General features: G+C 76.6%; 16 protein-coding genes. 1 reads left to right on the plus strand and 15 read right to left on the minus strand.

Annotation, left to right across the window (positions count from 1 at the left end; genetic code table 11):
- Nucleotides 1-18 precede the first annotated feature (18 nt).
- Nucleotides 19-1,038 carry a hypothetical protein gene (locus RM540_RS03660; protein ID WP_311662170.1) on the minus strand — a complete coding sequence of 340 codons (1,020 nt, stop codon included), beginning with the start codon at nucleotides 1,036-1,038 and terminating at the stop codon, nucleotides 19-21.
- 186 nt (nucleotides 1,039-1,224) lie between these two features.
- On the opposite strand from RM540_RS03660, the gene RM540_RS03665 reads away from it, so the two are divergent.
- Entirely contained in the window at nucleotides 1,225-1,920 is a 696-nt protein-coding gene (locus tag RM540_RS03665) for a sulfite exporter TauE/SafE family protein (protein WP_311662171.1), read from the plus strand.
- Between the two features lie 127 nt (nucleotides 1,921-2,047).
- On the opposite strand, the gene RM540_RS03670 is transcribed toward RM540_RS03665, so the two are convergent.
- The 14 genes from RM540_RS03670 to RM540_RS03735 form a co-directional block, all read right to left on the minus strand.
- Nucleotides 2,048-3,091, minus strand: coding sequence for a hypothetical protein (locus RM540_RS03670; protein ID WP_311662172.1), 1,044 nt, complete (start codon nucleotides 3,089-3,091; stop codon nucleotides 2,048-2,050).
- Nucleotides 3,084-3,266 (minus strand): cbb3-type cytochrome oxidase assembly protein CcoS, encoded by a 183-nt coding sequence (ccoS, locus tag RM540_RS03675; protein WP_311662173.1) that lies wholly within the window; start codon nucleotides 3,264-3,266, stop codon nucleotides 3,084-3,086. The genes RM540_RS03670 and ccoS overlap by 8 nt, the downstream gene beginning before the upstream one ends.
- Nucleotides 3,263-5,854 (minus strand): heavy metal translocating P-type ATPase, encoded by a 2,592-nt coding sequence (locus RM540_RS03680; protein ID WP_311662174.1) that lies wholly within the window; start codon nucleotides 5,852-5,854, stop codon nucleotides 3,263-3,265. Before RM540_RS03680 ends, ccoS begins: the two co-directional genes overlap by 4 nt.
- A 2-nt stretch (nucleotides 5,855-5,856) precedes the next feature.
- The gene (locus tag RM540_RS03685; RefSeq protein WP_311662175.1) at nucleotides 5,857-6,033 is read right to left on the minus strand and encodes a hypothetical protein; all 177 of its coding nucleotides are present in this window, start codon (nucleotides 6,031-6,033) and stop codon (nucleotides 5,857-5,859) included.
- A 63-nt stretch (nucleotides 6,034-6,096) separates the two neighbouring features.
- Entirely contained in the window at nucleotides 6,097-6,309 is a 213-nt protein-coding gene (locus RM540_RS03690) for a hypothetical protein (RefSeq protein ID WP_311662176.1), read from the minus strand.
- Nucleotides 6,306-7,751, minus strand: coding sequence for a cytochrome c oxidase accessory protein CcoG (gene ccoG / locus RM540_RS03695; protein WP_311662177.1), 1,446 nt, complete (start codon nucleotides 7,749-7,751; stop codon nucleotides 6,306-6,308). Before ccoG ends, RM540_RS03690 begins: the two co-directional genes overlap by 4 nt.
- A gap of 346 nt (nucleotides 7,752-8,097) precedes the next feature.
- Nucleotides 8,098-8,817 (minus strand): cbb3-type cytochrome c oxidase N-terminal domain-containing protein, encoded by a 720-nt coding sequence (locus tag RM540_RS03700; protein WP_311662178.1) that lies wholly within the window; start codon nucleotides 8,815-8,817, stop codon nucleotides 8,098-8,100.
- Nucleotides 8,810-9,025, minus strand: a complete 216-nt coding sequence (locus RM540_RS03705; RefSeq protein ID WP_311662179.1) for a hypothetical protein — start codon at nucleotides 9,023-9,025, stop codon at nucleotides 8,810-8,812. Before RM540_RS03705 ends, RM540_RS03700 begins: the two co-directional genes overlap by 8 nt.
- 7 nt (nucleotides 9,026-9,032) lie before the next feature.
- The gene (gene ccoO / locus RM540_RS03710; protein ID WP_311662180.1) at nucleotides 9,033-9,854 is read right to left on the minus strand and encodes a cytochrome-c oxidase, cbb3-type subunit II; all 822 of its coding nucleotides are present in this window, start codon (nucleotides 9,852-9,854) and stop codon (nucleotides 9,033-9,035) included.
- Between the two features lie 72 nt (nucleotides 9,855-9,926).
- Nucleotides 9,927-11,477, minus strand: coding sequence for a cytochrome-c oxidase, cbb3-type subunit I (gene ccoN, locus RM540_RS03715; RefSeq protein ID WP_311662181.1), 1,551 nt, complete (start codon nucleotides 11,475-11,477; stop codon nucleotides 9,927-9,929).
- A gap of 252 nt (nucleotides 11,478-11,729) precedes the next feature.
- Nucleotides 11,730-12,569 (minus strand): universal stress protein, encoded by an 840-nt coding sequence (locus RM540_RS03720; protein WP_311662182.1) that lies wholly within the window; start codon nucleotides 12,567-12,569, stop codon nucleotides 11,730-11,732.
- Between the two features lie 227 nt (nucleotides 12,570-12,796).
- Complete coding sequence (locus RM540_RS03725) at nucleotides 12,797-14,011, minus strand: universal stress protein (protein WP_311662183.1); 1,215 nt, start codon at nucleotides 14,009-14,011, stop codon at nucleotides 12,797-12,799.
- Between the two features lie 65 nt (nucleotides 14,012-14,076).
- A complete protein-coding gene (locus RM540_RS03730) occupies nucleotides 14,077-14,979 on the minus strand; it encodes a universal stress protein (protein ID WP_311662184.1) in 903 nt (300 codons plus the stop codon).
- Nucleotides 14,980-15,146: 167 nt separating this feature from the next.
- Nucleotides 15,147-16,121, minus strand: a complete 975-nt coding sequence (locus RM540_RS03735) for a universal stress protein (RefSeq protein WP_311662185.1) — start codon at nucleotides 16,119-16,121, stop codon at nucleotides 15,147-15,149.
- Nucleotides 16,122-16,206: the final 85 nt, after the last annotated feature.

The raw sequence follows: 16,206 nt of genomic DNA on the forward strand, positions 1-16,206 counted from the left end.
GGGCGGGGCGGTCGGCGTTCAGGGCCGGGCGGCGGCCTCGCCCACCACGTCGTCCCACCGCCAGCCCGAGGCCTCGACGAGCCCCCAGAGCGCGCGCCGACGGTGGCTGGCCCACCCCGCCCCGGCGGCGAACGCGGCGGGCGGGGCGGTCGGGACGCCGGCCTCGGCGAGCGCGGCGAGGTCTGGGAGCGGCGGGTCGGCCGCGCTGGGCTCGACGGCCGTGTGGCCGAGGCTGGCGACGAACCCGTCGAGCGCGCGGCGGAGCGGCCGGAGCGTCGGCGGCGGCGGCGCAGCGTCGGGGGCCACGCCGGACTCCAGCAGCAGGAGCGCCTCGCTCAGCGCGGCCATCGACGGCGCCAGCGCCACGCGCCGCTCGGCGCTGCGGAAGTAGCGGAGCCCCGGGTACGCCTGGTGCCGCCGCCCGTGGTGCTCGATCATCTGGACCAGCGAGGGGACGTAGGAGCTCAGCGCGTCGAACCCGCTCCCCGACCAGTTTTGGCGGACGATGCCGTCGGGCGTCCCGCCGAGGTCGTCGACCACCCCGGCCAGCTGGCGCTCGGCGGTGACGGCCTGGAGCACCTGGAGCAGGTACGTCACGCCGAGCGTGATCAGCGCGAACCCCTGGAGTGACGCGACCGCCGTCAGGACCTCCCACTCGTCGCCGACGGGGACGTAGGTGCCGGTCCCGAGCGTCCACAGCACGAAGCCGACAAAGTAGATCCGCGTCCCCAGGTCGACGGGCGCCCGCGAGTCCGCGTCGACGACGACGGCGGGGTCGGCGCTGAACACGAGGAGCCACCCCGCCCACAGCCCGAGGAGCCACGCGAGCACAATGGCGGCGACGACGGTCGGCCCGATAAGCTCGACGGCGCGCGAGCGCGTGCCCGTGGGCATGGCGGCCAGCGAGAGCCGCCACAGCCCGTGGGCCACACGCGAGGTGACCGGCCCGCCGCCCCGCTGCGACAGGGCCGTTACGAGGGCGTCGGCCCAGATGACGGCGACGAGGGCGACGCCCGCGGCGAGGACCAACCCGTTCACGGGCGTCCGGGCGGGGCGGGGGATCGGGGGCGTTCGCCGGCGGAGAGTCGGTCCATGCCCAAAGCTAGCGCCGGCCGGGGCGGGGCGGCCGCAGGCTCCACCCCGCCCCGGCCGGGATTCCCCTACACCGCGGCCGCCGCCGGCCCCGCAGCCGAGCGGGGCGGCGGGCCGTAGCCTCGGGGCACTATGCTCAACCTTACGGCCGCCTTTCTCGCCGGCCTCCTCGGCAGCGCCCACTGCGTCGGCATGTGCGGGGGGTTCGTGGCCCTGCTCAGCGTGGGCGGCGGGCCGTCGGTCGCCGTGCGGCAGGCGGCGTACTTCGCGGGCAAAACGGCCACCTACGCCGCCTTCGGCGCCCTCGCGGGCGGCGTAGGCGCGCTCGTGACGGGCGCGCTGGGCGCCGTTTCGGGCGTGCTCTCGGTCGGGCTCGGCGTGGCGATGGTGCTCGTCGGGCTGGCCCTGTGCGGCGTCGCGTGGGGCGGGGCGCGGGCGCCGGGGCGCGGGGTGGCGACGCGGCTGGCGCCCGCGATCGGCCGGCTCGCGGGGTCGGGGTCGATGCCGGCGCTCGTGGCGCTGGGCGCGCTCAACGGGCTCCTCCCCTGCGGGCTCGTCTACGGCATGCTGGGCATGGCGGCCTCGACGGGGAGCGCGGGGGGCGGGGCGGCTACGATGGCCGTGTTCGGCCTAGCGACCGTGCCGGCGCTCGCGCTGACGGGCGTCCTGAGCCGCCGCCTGCGGCCGTCGGGCCGGCTCCGGCTGCAACGGCTGGCCGGCGTCCTCGTCGTCGTGATGGGGGCGCTGACGGTCGTGCGCGGCGCGGGCGCGCTCGCGCCGGAGGGCCACTCCGCCCACAGCGAGATGGTCCACGGCGTCGACCGCTAACCCGCGCTCCGACGGTCCACGGCCTCCACCCCGCTCCAGCGCCCTGGCTGCGCCGACGCCGCGCGGCGCCAGCGTTCTCGCCGAGAGCCGGGACGACGTCGGCACCGTTCGGGCGGGGCGGTCCGCGTCAGCCGCCCCGCAGCGACATCACGAACACGAAGGCGATGACGCCGATGACCAGGCCGGAGATGAGCATCCAGGTGATCACGCCCGCCATGGCCGTCGTGGTGACGGCGTCGGGGCGCTCGTGGAGCGGGACGAGGTCGAGCTCGCGCTCGCGGACGACGCGGGCGTAGTCCTGCTGCCTCTGCTGCGCGGCCAGCGCGGCGCTGAGGTCGGCGCGGAAGCGGTCGACGTCGTCTTCGCCGGCCGGGTAGAAGCGGCCGTACGGGCTCCACGGCGTCGCCGCCCCGCCCACGCGCGCCCGCGCGCGCCACAGGAGCTTGCGGCCGGCGGCCGGGACGAGGCCGGGGAGTTCGATCTCGGTCGCGCGGCCGGCGTCGAGCGACAGCACGTCGCGGTCGAACTCGGGGTGCGGCGAGAGCTCGACCTCGTACGAGTCGGCGCCGGGCACGTCGCGCCAGCGGAGCGCGACGACGACGGCGTCGACGATCTCGCCGCCCAGCGGGCCGATCAGCTGGGGCGGCGGGGCGTCGGCCGTGGGCACGCTGTCCCGCGTCGGCGCCCCGAAGCCGGGCACCGTCGACCAGTCGACGTCGGCGGCGCCGTCGAGCGCCTCGCCGGTCGCGTGGGGCCACACCGGGTCCGGCGGCGGCTCGGTGGCGCCGCCCTCCCCGCCGCCCCGCCCCGGCCCGCGCGCGTCGCGCTCGTTGTCGGCGGCGGCGGCCCCGGCCTCGACGGTGGCCTCGACGTCGGCCGCCGTGCCGGCGCGGAACCGGGCCGCCGTGCTCCACGCCCCGCCCGAGCGGCGGACCCACCACACGCAGTCGCCGGGCGGGAGCGCGTCGGCGACCTCGACCTCGGTGGCCGGCAGCGCGTCGAGCTCGACGAGCGGGTCGTCGGGCGCGTCGGCCGCGGCCACGCGCACGTCGAACGAGGCCGTCCCGGGCGGGGCGGTCCAGCGGAGGACCGCCGCGTCGAGCGGGACGACGGCGCCGTCGATGGGGGCCGTGGGTGTGGGCGGGGCGGCGGCGGCAGAGGGCTTAGGCATCGGGCGGGGGGGATGGGGCTCCGTCGGTCGGAGCCTCTTCGTCGTCGAGGAGGACACGGAGGGCCGGCGTCTCGACGTCGTCGAACTGGCCGTCGCGGACGGCCCACCGGAAGGCGGCGACGCCGCCCAGCGCCAGCGCGAGCGCCAGCGGGACCAGGACGTAGAGGACGTTCACGACGGGCGGGGTGAGGCGTCGGCCAGGGCGGCCGGGCGGGGCGGAGCGGCCAATCGGGATGGGCCGTCCGGCCGGGGCGGGGCGGGGCGGTCACCAGCCGGGGCGGGGCGGGCGGCGAACGAGGGCTGGAGGAGCGCGAGCCCGACGACGGCCAGCGACGAAATCGGCATGGCGGCCGCAGCCACGAGCGGCGTCACGAGCCCGGCGACGGCCGCCGCCGCCCCGACCGCGTTGTAGCCCAGCGAGAGCGCGAGCAGGCGGCGGACGGTCCGCATGGCCTGCTCCGCCCCGCCCAGCGCGTCGACGAGCGGGGCCACGCCGCGGCGCGTGAGGAACAGGTCGGCGGCCACGAGCGCGGCCGTCGTGCCCCCGCCCACGGCCGCGCCGACGTCGGCCTGGCGGAGCGCGGCGGCGTCGTTGACGCCGTCGCCCACCATGAGGACCACGCCGCCCGCGTCCTGGAGCGCGGCGACGGCCTCGCGCTTGGCCTCGGGCGAGACGCCGCCCCGCGCGCTCTCGACGCCCAGCCGGCCGGCCACGGCGGCGACCGTCCGCGCGTCGTCGCCGGACAGGATGTGGACGGCCTTGCCCTCGGCCTGGAGCCCGGCCACGAGGTCGGCGGCCTCGGCCCGGAGCCGGTCGCCCACGGCGAGCACGGCGGCCGGCGCGCCGTCGACGGCCACGGCGACCGGCGTGTGGCCGGCCTCGGCCCACGCCGCGAGCGCCCTGCGCCACCGCGCCGGGAGCGGAGCGGAGAGCGCCTCGACCCAGTCGGGCCGCCCGACGGCGACGGCCGCCCCGCCCACGCGGCCGCGCACGCCCTGACCGGCCACGGCTTCAATGTCGGTCACGGGCTCCGGCCCCACGCCGCGCGCCCGCACGATCGCCTCGGCGACCGGGTGCGTCGCGTGCGCGTCGAGCGCCGCCGCGAGGTCGAGCGCCGCCCCGCTCCCCTCCCACTCGGCCAGCTCCATGCGCCCCTCGGTGAGCGTGCCCGTCTTGTCGAGGACGACCGTGTCGACCTCGGTCAGCCGCTGCACGGCGGCGTCGGACTTGACGAAGATGCCGGCGCGGGCGGCGCGGCCCGACGCCACGGCGAGCGCGAGCGGCGTCGCCATGCCGAGCGCGCACGGGCACGTCACGACGAGGAGCGCGACGAGGTGCGCCGGCATCTGCGCCGGGTCCAGCCACAGCCACAGGCCGGCCGTGAGCACCGCCAGCCCCAGGACCGTCAGCACGAAAAAGCCCCCGATCCGGTCGGCCCACAGCACGACCGGCGCGCGCCGCACCTCGCCCCGCTCGACCCACGCCAGGAGCCGCCCCACGCGCGTCGCCTCGCCGACGGCCGTCGCGCGCACGCGGAGCGGGGCGGTCAGGTTCGTCGTGCCGGCCTCGACCGGCGCGCCCTCGTCCACCGGCTCCGGCCGGGCCTCGCCCGTCAGCGCCGCCCGGTCGAGCCGGCTCGCGCCCGTCGTGACGACGCCGTCGACTGGGACGACCTCGCCGGCCGGGACCTCGACCGTGTCGCCCGGGCGCACGTCGTCCAGGTCTACGACGGCCACCGCCCCGCCCGGCCCGACGCGGCGGGCCACGCGCGGGACGAGGGCCAGGAGCCGGTCGGACGCCTCGCCGGCCAGGCGCCGGCTGCGGAGCTGGAGCCACCGCGCCGTCAGGAGCGCGGCGATGAGGACGGCGACCGAGTCGAACCAGACCTCGCCCCGCCCCGTGACCGTCGCCCACGCGCTGTGCCCGGCGCCGACGGCGATCCCGAGCGCGATCGGCGTGTCGAGGTGGAGGTGGCGGAGCGACCGCGCCCGCCACGCGGCCCGCGCCGACGCCCACGCGCGGCGGAAAAACGGCGCGGCGCCGTAGCCCACCGCGGGGACCATCAGCGCGAGGCTGAACCACCGCGCGGCCGTCGCCAGCCCGCCCCGCTCGGCGCCCAGCCCGCTGTAGAGCGCGAACGCGACGAGCATGATGTTGCCGGCCAGCGCCCACGCCACGCCCATACGCACGAGCAGCGACCGCTCGGCCGCGCTCGCCTCCCCGGCCTCGGGCCGCGACGGGCGCACGGCGTAGCCGAACCGGGCCAGCCACCGCGCCACGTCGCCCAGGCGCACGCGGTCCGGGTCGAACGTGAGCGAGAGCCGCGCGCGCGGGAGGTCCAGCCGCGCCGCCGAGACGCCGTCGACCTCGTACGGGAGCCGCTCGACGAGCCACACGCACGCCGCGCAGTGGACGCCGTCGACGAACAGGTCGACCGCCCGGCCGCCCTCGGCGGGCCGCGTCGAGCCGTCGAGGAACTCGGGCCGGTCGAGCTCGGCGAGCGCGAGGGCCTCGGGCGCCTGCGGCCGCCCCGCCGGCCGCGCCGACGGCGCCACGGTGCGGAGCCGGTCGTACGTCTCGCCCAGGCCCGACGCCGCGAGCACGTCGCGGACCGTGGCGCACCCGGTGCAGCAGCACGCCTCGCCCGCGGCCGTCCGGGCGGGGCGGCGCCCGACGGGCAGCCCGCAGTGCGCGCACGGCGCCTCGGGCGACACGGCGCCCTCGGGCGGGGCGGCCGGAACCGACGGGGGCGGGGCGGGCACGGTCACCGGGGCGGGGCGGTCGCGGCAGGAGGTTCGGCCAGTCGCACGCCGCCGTCGGACCGCGCGGCGACGAAGGTCGCGGCGGCCATCGTGATGCTGATGGCGAGCAGGAACACGATAAAGGCGGGCCACGCGATGTGCGAGGGCACGAGCGGCGGCCGGCGGTCGGGGTCAGTCATGGCGGGGCGGGCGGGGCGGTCCGTCAGGGGTCCGGGGCGAGAGGGTCGGTCTGCACGTTCGTGCTACGGATCCACCGGCTCGCTGACCGACCGGCTCACGGATTCGACGGCGGCGGGCGGGTCGGGCGGGGTGATCGTGTCGGCGTCCTCGTCGCGGACGAACCGCGCGAGCAGCCCGCACGCGAGCAGGACCACGAGGACGGCCAGGCACCCGACGGCCAGGTTCCGCGGCCGCGCCGCGCCGTGCGTGCGGACGTGTTGGTTCTCGGGCTTCATCGGCTGGGGCCGAGCAGCGTGAACGGGACGACCTCGACGGTCCCGTCGTCGAACGTCACGCGGACGACGGCGGCGACCTCGGCGGCGCCCTCGAACGCCGCGCGCGGGACGACGACGAAGCCCTCGGCGCGGACCTGCTGCTGGGGCTCGACCGGGACCGGCTGCGCCGCGCCCAGCCGGACCGCCCCGCCCTCGGGCGTCAGGAGGTCGACGCGGAACGCCGACGCCGTCGCCGTCTGGTTGCGGACGCGGACGCGGATCTGGTTGCCGACCGTGCCGTCGGCCAGCTCGATAAACGGCTGCCCCACGCCCCGCCCGACGCCCACGTCGTAGGCGCGGCGCGTGGTGAGGGCGACCGTAAAGACCGTCGCCACGGCGACGAGCAGGAGCCCGTAGGCCGCCGTGCGCGCGCGGAACACGCGCGTCGGCTTGCCCTCGATGGCGTTTTCGGACGTGTACCGGATGAGCCCGCGCGGGAGGTCGACGGCGTCCATGATCGAGTCGCACGCGTCGATGCACTGCGTGCACGCGATGCACTCCATCTGGAGCCCCTCGCGGATGTCGATGCCCGTCGGGCACGTCCGCACGCAGGACCCGCAGTCGATGCAGTCGCCCAGCGGCGGCTTCTCGCCCGCCTTCTCCTGCGCGATGGCCTTTTTGCCGCGCTTGGCGCGGGGCTCGCCCCGGCTCGGGTCGTACGAGACGATCATCGAGTCGGGGTCGAGCAGGATCGACTGGAACCGGCCGTAGGGGCACGTGATCGTGCACATCTGCTCGCGGAAGTACCCGAAGTCGAAGAGCACGAGCCCGGTCGTGGCCGCGGCGAGCACGAAGTAGCCCCAGTGCTCGGTCGGCGGGCCGGTCATCCAGGTGACGAGCCGGTCCCAACCCACGAAGTAGGCCGTGAAAGTGTGGGCCAGGAGCGCCGAGGCGGCGACGTAGACGGCCCACTTGCCCGCCTTCCGCCACGCCTTGTCCAACGTCCACGGACCGGCGTCGCGTCGCGCGCGGACGTGCTCGGCGCCCTCGAAAAAGCGCTCGACGGGCCGGTAGAAAAACTCGAGGTAGACGGTCTGCGGGCAGGCCCACCCGCACCACACGCGGCCCAGGAGGGCCGTGACGAGCGCGACCGACACCAGGATCGCGATCCCCACGAGGAGCAGGAGGAAGGTGTCGGTCGGGTAGAACGTGAACCCGAAGAACGTGAACTCGCGCGCGGCCACGTCGAGGAGCACGGCCGGCTTGCCCGCGATCCGAACGATCGGGAGCGAGACGAAAAACACGATGAGCGCCCACCCGACGACGAGCCGCCGCTGCCAGAACCGGCCCCTCGACGGGACCGGGTAGAGCCAGCGCCGCGAGCCGTCGTTGCGGAGCGTGGAGAGGACCTCCTCCGGGCTGTCGAGGATGCCGACGTCGGCGGTGGGGATGAACGAGGACACGGGCGGTGGAAAGGGGACCCCAAAGGTCTCTCCCGCCCCGCCCCGCGGGCGCCGGTGGACCGAGCGGGGCGGGGTGGGCAGGACGCGGGCGGCCGTGTGGGGCGCGCCCCTACGCGCCGCCGGCCGGCCCGCCCGGGAGGAGGCGCGGGGGCGGGGCGGTTCGGAGGCAGCACCGGGCACGCCGCCCCGAAGGCCCGCCCGTGGCACTCCTAATGCTGCATCGCGGCGTCTCTGACGGGTGGCGGCCCGCATTCCGTATCGCGTGTTGCATGTCCCGGTCATCAGGACACGCAACACGCGATACGCGGCACCCGAGCGAAGCCGTCAACAATCGCGCGGCGCTCCACTAGAGGGTCGCCGTCGCCGGCTCGCCCTCCGGCGCCTTCGCGCCGGGCGGGTCGGTGCCCTGGAGCGCGTACACGTAGGCCAGCACCTGCGCGCGGGCCTCCTCGTCGAGCTGGTCCTTCATGGGCGGCATCCCCTGGGCCGGGAAGCCCTCGGCGATCGACGTCCAGATCTGCTCGACGTCGGCCCCGTGGATCCAGTAGTCGTCGGTGAGGTTGGGGCCGATGACGCCCTGGCCGGCGTCGCCGTGGCACGCGGCGCAGATGGCGGCAAAGTCGGCGGCGCCGGCCTCGGCCATCTGGGCGTCGGCGGCGTACTCGCGGAGCGCGCCCGCGTCGGTCTTGAACGAGGGGCCGGTCGCGGCGTAGACCGCGCGGACCTCCTCGAGGCGCGCCCCGGCCTGGGCGTAGTCGTCGCCGTAGTCGTTGATCCAGTCGAACACGTGGACGCCCAGCATGTAGATCGGCGCGAACACGATGCCGGCCCAGAACAGCGCGACCCACCACCCGGGCATTGGGTTGTCGTACTCGCGGATGCCGTCGTAGGTGTGGCCCTGGATCACGCGGTCGACGGCGTCCTCGCCGATGACGCCCTCGGGGAGCTCGGGGGCGCCCGGCTTGCGGAGCGGGGAGTCGGGGTCGGGCGCGGTCTCGGACAGCGCGTTGTCTCCGACGGCCCCCTCGGGGACGGCGTCGGACGGGGGCGGGGTGGGCTCAGGCATGGTCGGTCTCCTCGGCGGTGCCGTTGCGCGGGGGCTCGGGGTAGAACTCGGCGGCGTCGTCGAGCGGCTGGCGCTTGATCTCCTCGCGCGTCCGCTTCGAGAGCGTGAACGCGTACACGACGACGAGCAGGAAGGCCACGACGAAGGCCACGACGGCGACCTCGGCGAGGGCGCCGGTCTGCAAGGCGCGGACGGTCTCTTTCCACATGGCGCGGCTAGGGGGCGGGGTCGGGGATGGGGTCGGGGTCCTCGAGCACGGGCGGCCGGCGCTCGGGCGGCAGCACGGTCTGCTCGATCTCGCGGACCTCGTGGGCCTCGAGCTCCGTCTCGCCCCGGTCGAGGTCGGGGTCGAGCGCGCGGGCGCGGTCGACGCCCAGGCGCTGGAGGTAGGCCACGACCGCCATGATCTCGCGGTCCGACAGCCCCTCCGGCCCGCCCTGGCTCTCGACCTCGGCCGCGATGGCCTCGGCCTGGGCGTGGGCGAGGGCCGCGGCGTTCTCGATCTCGGCGTCGGTGTAGGGCACGCCCAGCCGCCGGAGCCCGCGCATGTTGCCCGCGACGTCGTCGAGGTCGAGCCGCTTCGTGAGCATGTGCGGGTAGGGCGGCATGATCGAGCGCGGGCTCGTGTTCCGCGGGTTGTCCATGTGCCGGACGTGCCACAGGTGGGGGTACTTGCCGCCGACGCGGGCGAGGTCGGGGCCGGTCCGCTTCGAGCCCCACAGGTGCGGCGTCTCGTAGGCGCCCTCCTCGGGGACCGAGTACGGCCCGTAGCGGATGACCTCGTCCTGGAACGGCCGGATTTGCTGGCTGTGGCAGTTGTTGCAGCCCTCGGCGATGTAGACGTCGCGGCCGACCAGCTCGAGCGGCGTGTACGGCTCGAGCGTGGCGAGCGGCTCGACCGCCCCGCCCACGAGGAACAGCGGGGCAAACTCGACGACGGTCCCCACGAGGATGGCGACGGTCGTGAGCACGGTAAAGACGAGGGGCCACCCTTCGAGGCGGCGGTGGGCGCCGTTGGCCCGGAAAAAGCGTTTCATGTCGGAGGGGGCGGGGCGGGGCGGCGGGCCACAGGCTCCACCCCGCCCACGAGGGCGGGGCGGGCGGGTGGGCTAGGCGAGGGCGGGCGTGCCGCCGGCCTGCCCGTCGCCGCCGGCGCCCACGCGGCGCGGGACGGCCACGGCCGGGTCGGGCAGCTGGTCCGGCGCCCGCCGCGTGGTCATGAACAGGTTGAACAGCATGAGCACCACCCCGCCCAGGTACATCAGCCCACCGATAAGGCGCACCCAGTACATCGGGATCACCTGGACCACGGACTCGACGAAGTCGGGGTAGAGCAGGCGGCCGGCGTCGTCGTAGGCCCGCCACATGAGGCCCTGCGTGATCCCCGACGTGTACATGGCCAGGATGTAGAGGAGGATGCCGACGGTCCCGATCCAGAAGTGCCAGTTGGCCAGCTTCTGGCTCCACAGCGGCGTCCGCCACAGGCGCGGGACGAGCCAGTAGATCATCCCGAAGGTCATGAACCCGTTCCACCCGAGGGCGCCCGAGTGGACGTGCGCGATGTTCCAGTCGGTGTAGTGGCTGAGCGCGTTGACCGTCTTCACGCTCAGCGCCGGCCCCTCGAACGTGGCCATGCCGTAGAACGTGATCCCGACCACGAACATCTTGAGCACGACCGAGTCGCGGAGCTTGTACCACGCGCCGCGGAGCGTGAACAGGCCGTTGATCATGCCGCCCCACGACGGCATCCACAGCATGACGCTAAAGACCATCCCCAGCGTCGCCGCCCACTCGGGCACCGACGTGTACTGGAGGTGGTGCGGGCCGGCCCAGATGTAGATGAACACGAGCGACCAGAAGTGGACGATCGAGAGCCGGTACGAGAACACGGGCCGCTCCGCTGCCTTCGGCAGGAAGTAGTACATGAGCCCCAGGAAGGGCGTCGTGAGGAAGAAGGCGACCGCGTTGTGGCCGTACCACCACTGCACGAGCGCGTCCTGGATCCCCATGTAGATGGGGTAGCTCTTGAACATCCCCACGGGGAGCGCCAGCGAGTTCCCGATGTGGAGCACGGCGATCGTCACGATCGTCGCGATGTAGAACCACAGCGCGACGTACATGTGCTTTACGCGCCGCCGCCAGAGCGTCCCGAAAAAGTTGACGGCGAACACGACCCAGATCACGGTGATCGCGATGTCGATGGGCCACTCGAGCTCGGCGTACTCCTTCGAGGTGTTGAACCCCATCGGCAGCGTGATGGCCGCCGACACGATGATGGCCTGCCACCCCCAGAAGTGGATGCGGCTCATGGCGTCCGAGAACATCCGCGCCTTGCACAGCCGCTGCGTGCTGTAGTAGATGGCCGCGAAGATCGAGTTGCCGGCGAAGGCGAAGATGACCGCGTTCGTGTGCAGCGGCCGCAACCGCCCGAACGAGAGGTACTCGCCCAGGTTGGCCTCGGGGAACGGGAGCTGGAGCGCGATGAGCGCGCCGACGAGCATCCCGACGAGCCCCCAGATGGACGTCGCGATGACGAACCACCGGACGATCTGGTCGTCGTAGGTGAACACCTCGAACCGGGCCGAACGGTCGGCTTCGGCGGTCGAGGGGGCCGCCGGCGCGGCGGAGGACGCGGGTCCCGCGGGCGGGATCTGAGACATCGGGGGCGGGGACGGGTGACGGCCCAAGGTGACCGCGGGCGGGGTGGCGGGGCGGCGGCGGCTCCCGTCCCCGCTCGCCGTCCACGCCCGGCGCGTCGTGTGGGGGCGGCCCCTACGCCGACCGCCCCGCCCGGGCGCGCGAGCGTTGGGCGGGGCGGCGGGAGGCGGGGCGGGGCTTGGGCGCTCACCCGCTGAGGGCACTTCCTCTTCTCCTCTCTTCCTCCCCAACCGGGCGGGGCGGCCAAAGCCGGGTCAGCGGGCGGGGCGGACGACGAGGACGGGGCACCGGACCTGGCGGAGCGTGGCCTCGGCGACGCTCCCGAACACGGCACGCGCCAACCCGCCCCGCCCGTGCGTGCCCATGACCACGGCGCCGGCGTCCTCGGCGTGGCGGGCGATCTCGGCGGCCGGGTCGCCCTCGGCCAGGTGCGCGGCCACGTCGCCGGCGCCCGCGTCGCGCGCGAACGCCCGGAGCGCCTCGGACGAAGGCGGGTCGCCCTCGGCGTCCGCGTGCGCCAAGCCGTCAGCGACGTGGAGCACCTCGATCGCGGCGCCGTAGAGGTCGGCGAGCGACCGCGCCACGGCGAGCGCCCGGGCGCTGTGGTCGGAAAAGTCGACGGGGACCAGGACCGGGCGCTCGGCACCGGGCGTCCGGTCGGGGCTCCGGTTGGGGACGACGAGGGCGGGGCACGCCGAGCGGCGCACGACGGTCTCGGCCACGCTCCCCAGCCGGAACCGCTGGACGCCCTGCCGGCCGCTCGTCCCCAGGACGACCGTGCCCGCGCCTACGTCGTCCGCGTAGCGCACGACCTCGGCGGCCGGGTCCGAGCCGCGGGCGACGGCGATGTGAGGCGCGATCTCGGCGCAGGCGCCGGCCCCGAGGGCGCGGTCGACCGTCACCTCGACGACGGCGCGGACGGCGGCCTCGGGGTCGCTCGGCGCCCGGTACACGTCGGGGGCGTCGGGCGGCCGCGCGGTGACGAGGTGGAGCGTCCCCCCCGCCCGAGCGGCCAGGTCGACGGCGGCGACGAGGGCGGGTTCGGACTCGGGGGCGAGGTCGAAGGCGAGGACGACGGGCGCAAGGTCGGGCATAGGGCGGCGGCGGGCGGGGCGGCAACGTCGGCGCCACCGGCCCGCGCCGCCGCGCGCCGCGCCCGCGGCCTCGCGTGGTCCGCGCCCCAACTCGCGTGGCGGGGCGGCCCCTACGCCGGCCGCCCCGCCCGGGCGTCCGCCCCGCCCTCAACGCCAACCGCCCCGCCCGGGCGTGCGGGCGCCGGGCGGGGCGGCCCTCGAACCGAGGCGGGGTCTCCCCCGCCCCGTCAGGCCGCGTCGGTGGGCCGGACCACGATCCGCTCGCGCGTGCCGTCGGGGCCGACCACGTCGAGCGCCCACGGCCCCGGCGCCTCCGGGTCGAGCGCGGCGTCGAGCGTCCACGCGCCGGCCTCGGAGCGGACGGCGAACGGCCGCGCGACGCGGTGCTCGGCGCCCTCCGCCATCACGTCGATCGCGTCCTCGCGCGGGTCGTACGTGATGCCGACGAGCGGGACGGCCTGCAAGACCGGGCCGGCCGCGTCCGGCGAGACGACGTCGACCGAGACCTCGTGGGGCGACCCGGCCGCCCGCCGCGACAAGGCGTCGAACAGGTCGGGCCAGTCGGCGCGCGGGACGGCCAGGGGCGGGGCGGCCTCGGCGCGGGCGCCCCCCGCGCCCCCGATGCGGAGCGTGAGGACCGGGCACGGCGCGCGGCGGGCGACCTCCTCGGCCACGCTCCCCAACAGCCACCGGCTCAGCCCGCGGCGGCCGTGGCTGGCCTGGACCACGAGCCCGGCGCCCAGTTCGGCGGCCGCGTCGAGGACGGCGTGCGCGGCGATCCCGTGGCGGACCTCGACGTCGACCGGCACCGGGCCGTCGGCGTAGGGCGCGACCCAGCGGCGGAGCGTGCCCGTGACGCGGTCGTTGAGCGCCGCCAGGTCGACGGCCCCGAACGTCATGCCGTAGGGGGCCGGCACCTGGACCGGCTCGACCACGTGGAGCGCCACGACGCGCGTCCCGCGCTCCTCGGCCAGCGCGACCGCCGTCTCCAGCGCGAGGTCCGAGGCCGACTCGAAGGCGAGCGGGGCCAGGACCGGGCCGCCCCGCTCGGCGTCGGCCTCCGGCCCGACCGTGAGCACGGGGCAGTCGGCCTGGCGGAGCACGTCCTCGGCCGTCGAGCCCAGCGTCAGCCGGTTCCAGCCCGACCGGCCGTGCGAGCCCATCACCACGACGTCGGCGTCGACCTCGCCCGCGTAGCGGACGATGGCGTCGGCGGCCGTGGGCGCGCGGCGCGTGGCCTCGACGACGCCGTCGGCCTCGGCCGTGGAGTCGGTGCCCGACGGGTCCGCGAGGGCCGGCGGGATGATCTGGACGCGGAGCACGTGGAGCGTGGCCCCGTGGCGCTCGGCCAGGCGCTCGGCGAGCGGGCGGGCCGCCTCGGCGGCCGGCGAGTCGTCGGTCGGGAACAGGACGGTCTGGACGTGGAACCGGAAGGACGACATGGATCGGAGAGGAGAGAGAGGAAAAAAGCGCCCGCCCCGCCCTCGGAGCGGGCGGGCGGGGCGGGCTAGTCCGAGGCGAGCGTCGGGCGGGGCGGGGCGGCGCCCAGCCGCTCGGTCTGCTTGAGCGTGAGGACCGGGCAGGGAGCGCGGCGGAGCGACGCCTCGGCCACGCTCCCGATGACGGCGTGGGCGATGCCCGTGCGCCCGTGCGTGCCCAGGACGAGGGCGCCGGCGCCCCGCTCGGCCGCCCACGCCGGGACCGCCCGCGACGGCGCCCCGCGCACGACGTGGAGGGCCGCCGGCTCCGGGCCGGGCACCGACCGGGCAAACTCGGCCAGCCGCTCGCGGACCTCGGCGTCCGAGTCCGCCCCGGCGCCGCGGGCGGGGCGGCGCGCGTGGACGAGCTCGACGGCCGCCCCGTAGAGCTCGGCCAGCGCGTAGCCCGCGGCGAGCGCCGTCCGGCTCCGCTCCGAAAAGTCGACGGCGACCACGACCGGCGCCTCGGGCGACGGGGGCGGGGCGGCGCCCCGCGACGGGACCGTCAGGACCGGGCACGGCGCCGCCGCCACGACGGCCTCAGCCACGCTCCCCAGCAGGAGCCGAGCCACCCCGCCCCGCCCGTGCGTGCCGACCACGAGGAGGTCGGCGCCGGCCTCGGCCGCGTAGCGCAGGACGGCCGCCGGCGCCGTCACGTCGCGGACCACGGCGACCGTCGGACCGAGCCGGTCCAGCGCCTGGGGGCCGTCCAGCCCCAGGGCGTCGGCGGCGAACCGCTCGACGCGGACGCGGAGCGCGCTCGACGGCGAGGCGTCGGGGGCGCCGTCGCCCGACGACCGGAACAGGACGTCGGCGTGGAGCAGGTGGAGCGTAGCGCCCGACCGCTCGGCGAGGTCGGACGCTCGCACGAGGGCGGCCTCCGAACCGGGCGAGAGGTCGAGGGCGACGACGACAGTGCGGAGGTGGAGCATAGGCGGGGCGGCGGTCCACAGGCGGATCGGCCTGGAGCGAGGATCGGTGCGCGTCGCCGTCCGCCCTGCCGGACGGCGGCGGCCGGTCGGGGCGGCCCGCCCCGCCCCAGAGTGCGGGGGCCGCCCCTACAGACGGGCTCCACACGCGGGCTCTATACGTGCGGGCTCTACGCGTAGGGCGGGGCGGCGGCCTCGTAGCTCCGGCCGTCGACGTCGGCCGCGTCGAGCGGGCCGGGCGCGGCCGACCGCCGGGCGACGAGCACGGGGCACCGCGCCCGCCGCGCGACGCCCTCGGCGACGCTCCCGAGCAGCCGGTCGAACACGGGCCGCTCGGCGTGGGGGCCGACCAGGATGAGGTCGTCGCCCAGCGCCTCGGCCACGCGCGCGACCGTCCGGGCCGCCTTGCCGCGCTCGATGTAGCGGGCCACGGGCACGCCCGGCACCTCGGCGGCGACGTCGTCTGCCAGCTCGTGGAGGGCGACCTCGGCCCGCTCGCGGATCGTGGGGGCCACGTCGACGAGGGTCTCGTCGAGCCAGCGGAGCGGGTGCGGGAGCGGCTCCAGGACGTGGACGAGGTCGACGCCCTCGGCGCCCAGGTCGCGGGCGAGGCGGAGGGCGACGAGGGCCAGCGGCCGCGACGCCGACGAAAAGTCGACGGGCGCGAGGACGCGGCGGGGCGGGGCGGCCGAAAACGGCGCCTCGTCGCGGTGGGGCACGAGGAGCACGTCGCACGGGGCCGTCTGGACGACCTCGCCGGCGACGGAGCCCAGGACGTGGCGCCGGGGCCGCCGGCCGCACGTGCCCATCACCACCAGCCCCGCCTCGACGTCCCGGACGTAGCCCAGGACGTCGGCGGCCGGCACGTTGCCGTGGCGGACCGCCAGCACGACCTCGCCCTCGGCGCCGGCCTCCGCGACGACGGCTCGCAGCGCCGCCTGCGCGCGGGCTGCCTCGTCGGCCTCCTCCTCGCCCGCCGTCAGCGCCTCGCTGTCCGCCTCGAACCGCCCGGCGTCCGGCCACGCGACGACGTGGAGGAGGTGGACGGGTGCGCCGGTCGCCCGCGACATGCGCAGCGCGTAGCGCAGCGCCTCGGCGGCGGCAGCGGACAGGTCGGTGGGGACGACGAGGGGCGGGGTGGGCACGGGGCGGGGTGGCAGCGTTCCAGCCAACGTGCGACCGCGAGCCGGGCGCGGCCGCCGGGCCGCCCCGCCCCCGCGCGCCGGGCGG

This window comes from Rubrivirga litoralis (genome assembly GCF_031846415.1).
Lineage (GTDB): Bacteria > Bacteroidota > Rhodothermia > Rhodothermales > Rubricoccaceae > Rubrivirga > Rubrivirga litoralis.

Excerpts from the sequence above, each read along its gene's own strand:
- RM540_RS03665 (WP_311662171.1), top strand. The coding sequence starts at position 1,225 with ATGCTCAACCTTACGGCCGCCTTTCTCGCCGGCCTCCTCGGCAGCGCC.
- RM540_RS03670 (WP_311662172.1), bottom strand. The coding sequence starts at position 3,091 with ATGCCTAAGCCCTCTGCCGCCGCCGCCCCGCCCACACCCACGGCCCCC.
- RM540_RS03685 (WP_311662175.1), bottom strand. The coding sequence starts at position 6,033 with ATGACTGACCCCGACCGCCGGCCGCCGCTCGTGCCCTCGCACATCGCG.
- RM540_RS03690 (WP_311662176.1), bottom strand. The coding sequence starts at position 6,309 with ATGAAGCCCGAGAACCAACACGTCCGCACGCACGGCGCGGCGCGGCCG.
- RM540_RS03700 (WP_311662178.1), bottom strand. The coding sequence starts at position 8,817 with ATGCCTGAGCCCACCCCGCCCCCGTCCGACGCCGTCCCCGAGGGGGCC.
- RM540_RS03705 (WP_311662179.1), bottom strand. The coding sequence starts at position 9,025 with ATGTGGAAAGAGACCGTCCGCGCCTTGCAGACCGGCGCCCTCGCCGAG.
- ccoO (WP_311662180.1), bottom strand. The coding sequence starts at position 9,854 with ATGAAACGCTTTTTCCGGGCCAACGGCGCCCACCGCCGCCTCGAAGGG.
- ccoN (WP_311662181.1), bottom strand. The coding sequence starts at position 11,477 with ATGTCTCAGATCCCGCCCGCGGGACCCGCGTCCTCCGCCGCGCCGGCG.
- RM540_RS03720 (WP_311662182.1), bottom strand. The coding sequence starts at position 12,569 with ATGCCCGACCTTGCGCCCGTCGTCCTCGCCTTCGACCTCGCCCCCGAG.
- RM540_RS03725 (WP_311662183.1), bottom strand. The coding sequence starts at position 14,011 with ATGTCGTCCTTCCGGTTCCACGTCCAGACCGTCCTGTTCCCGACCGAC.
- RM540_RS03730 (WP_311662184.1), bottom strand. The coding sequence starts at position 14,979 with ATGCTCCACCTCCGCACTGTCGTCGTCGCCCTCGACCTCTCGCCCGGT.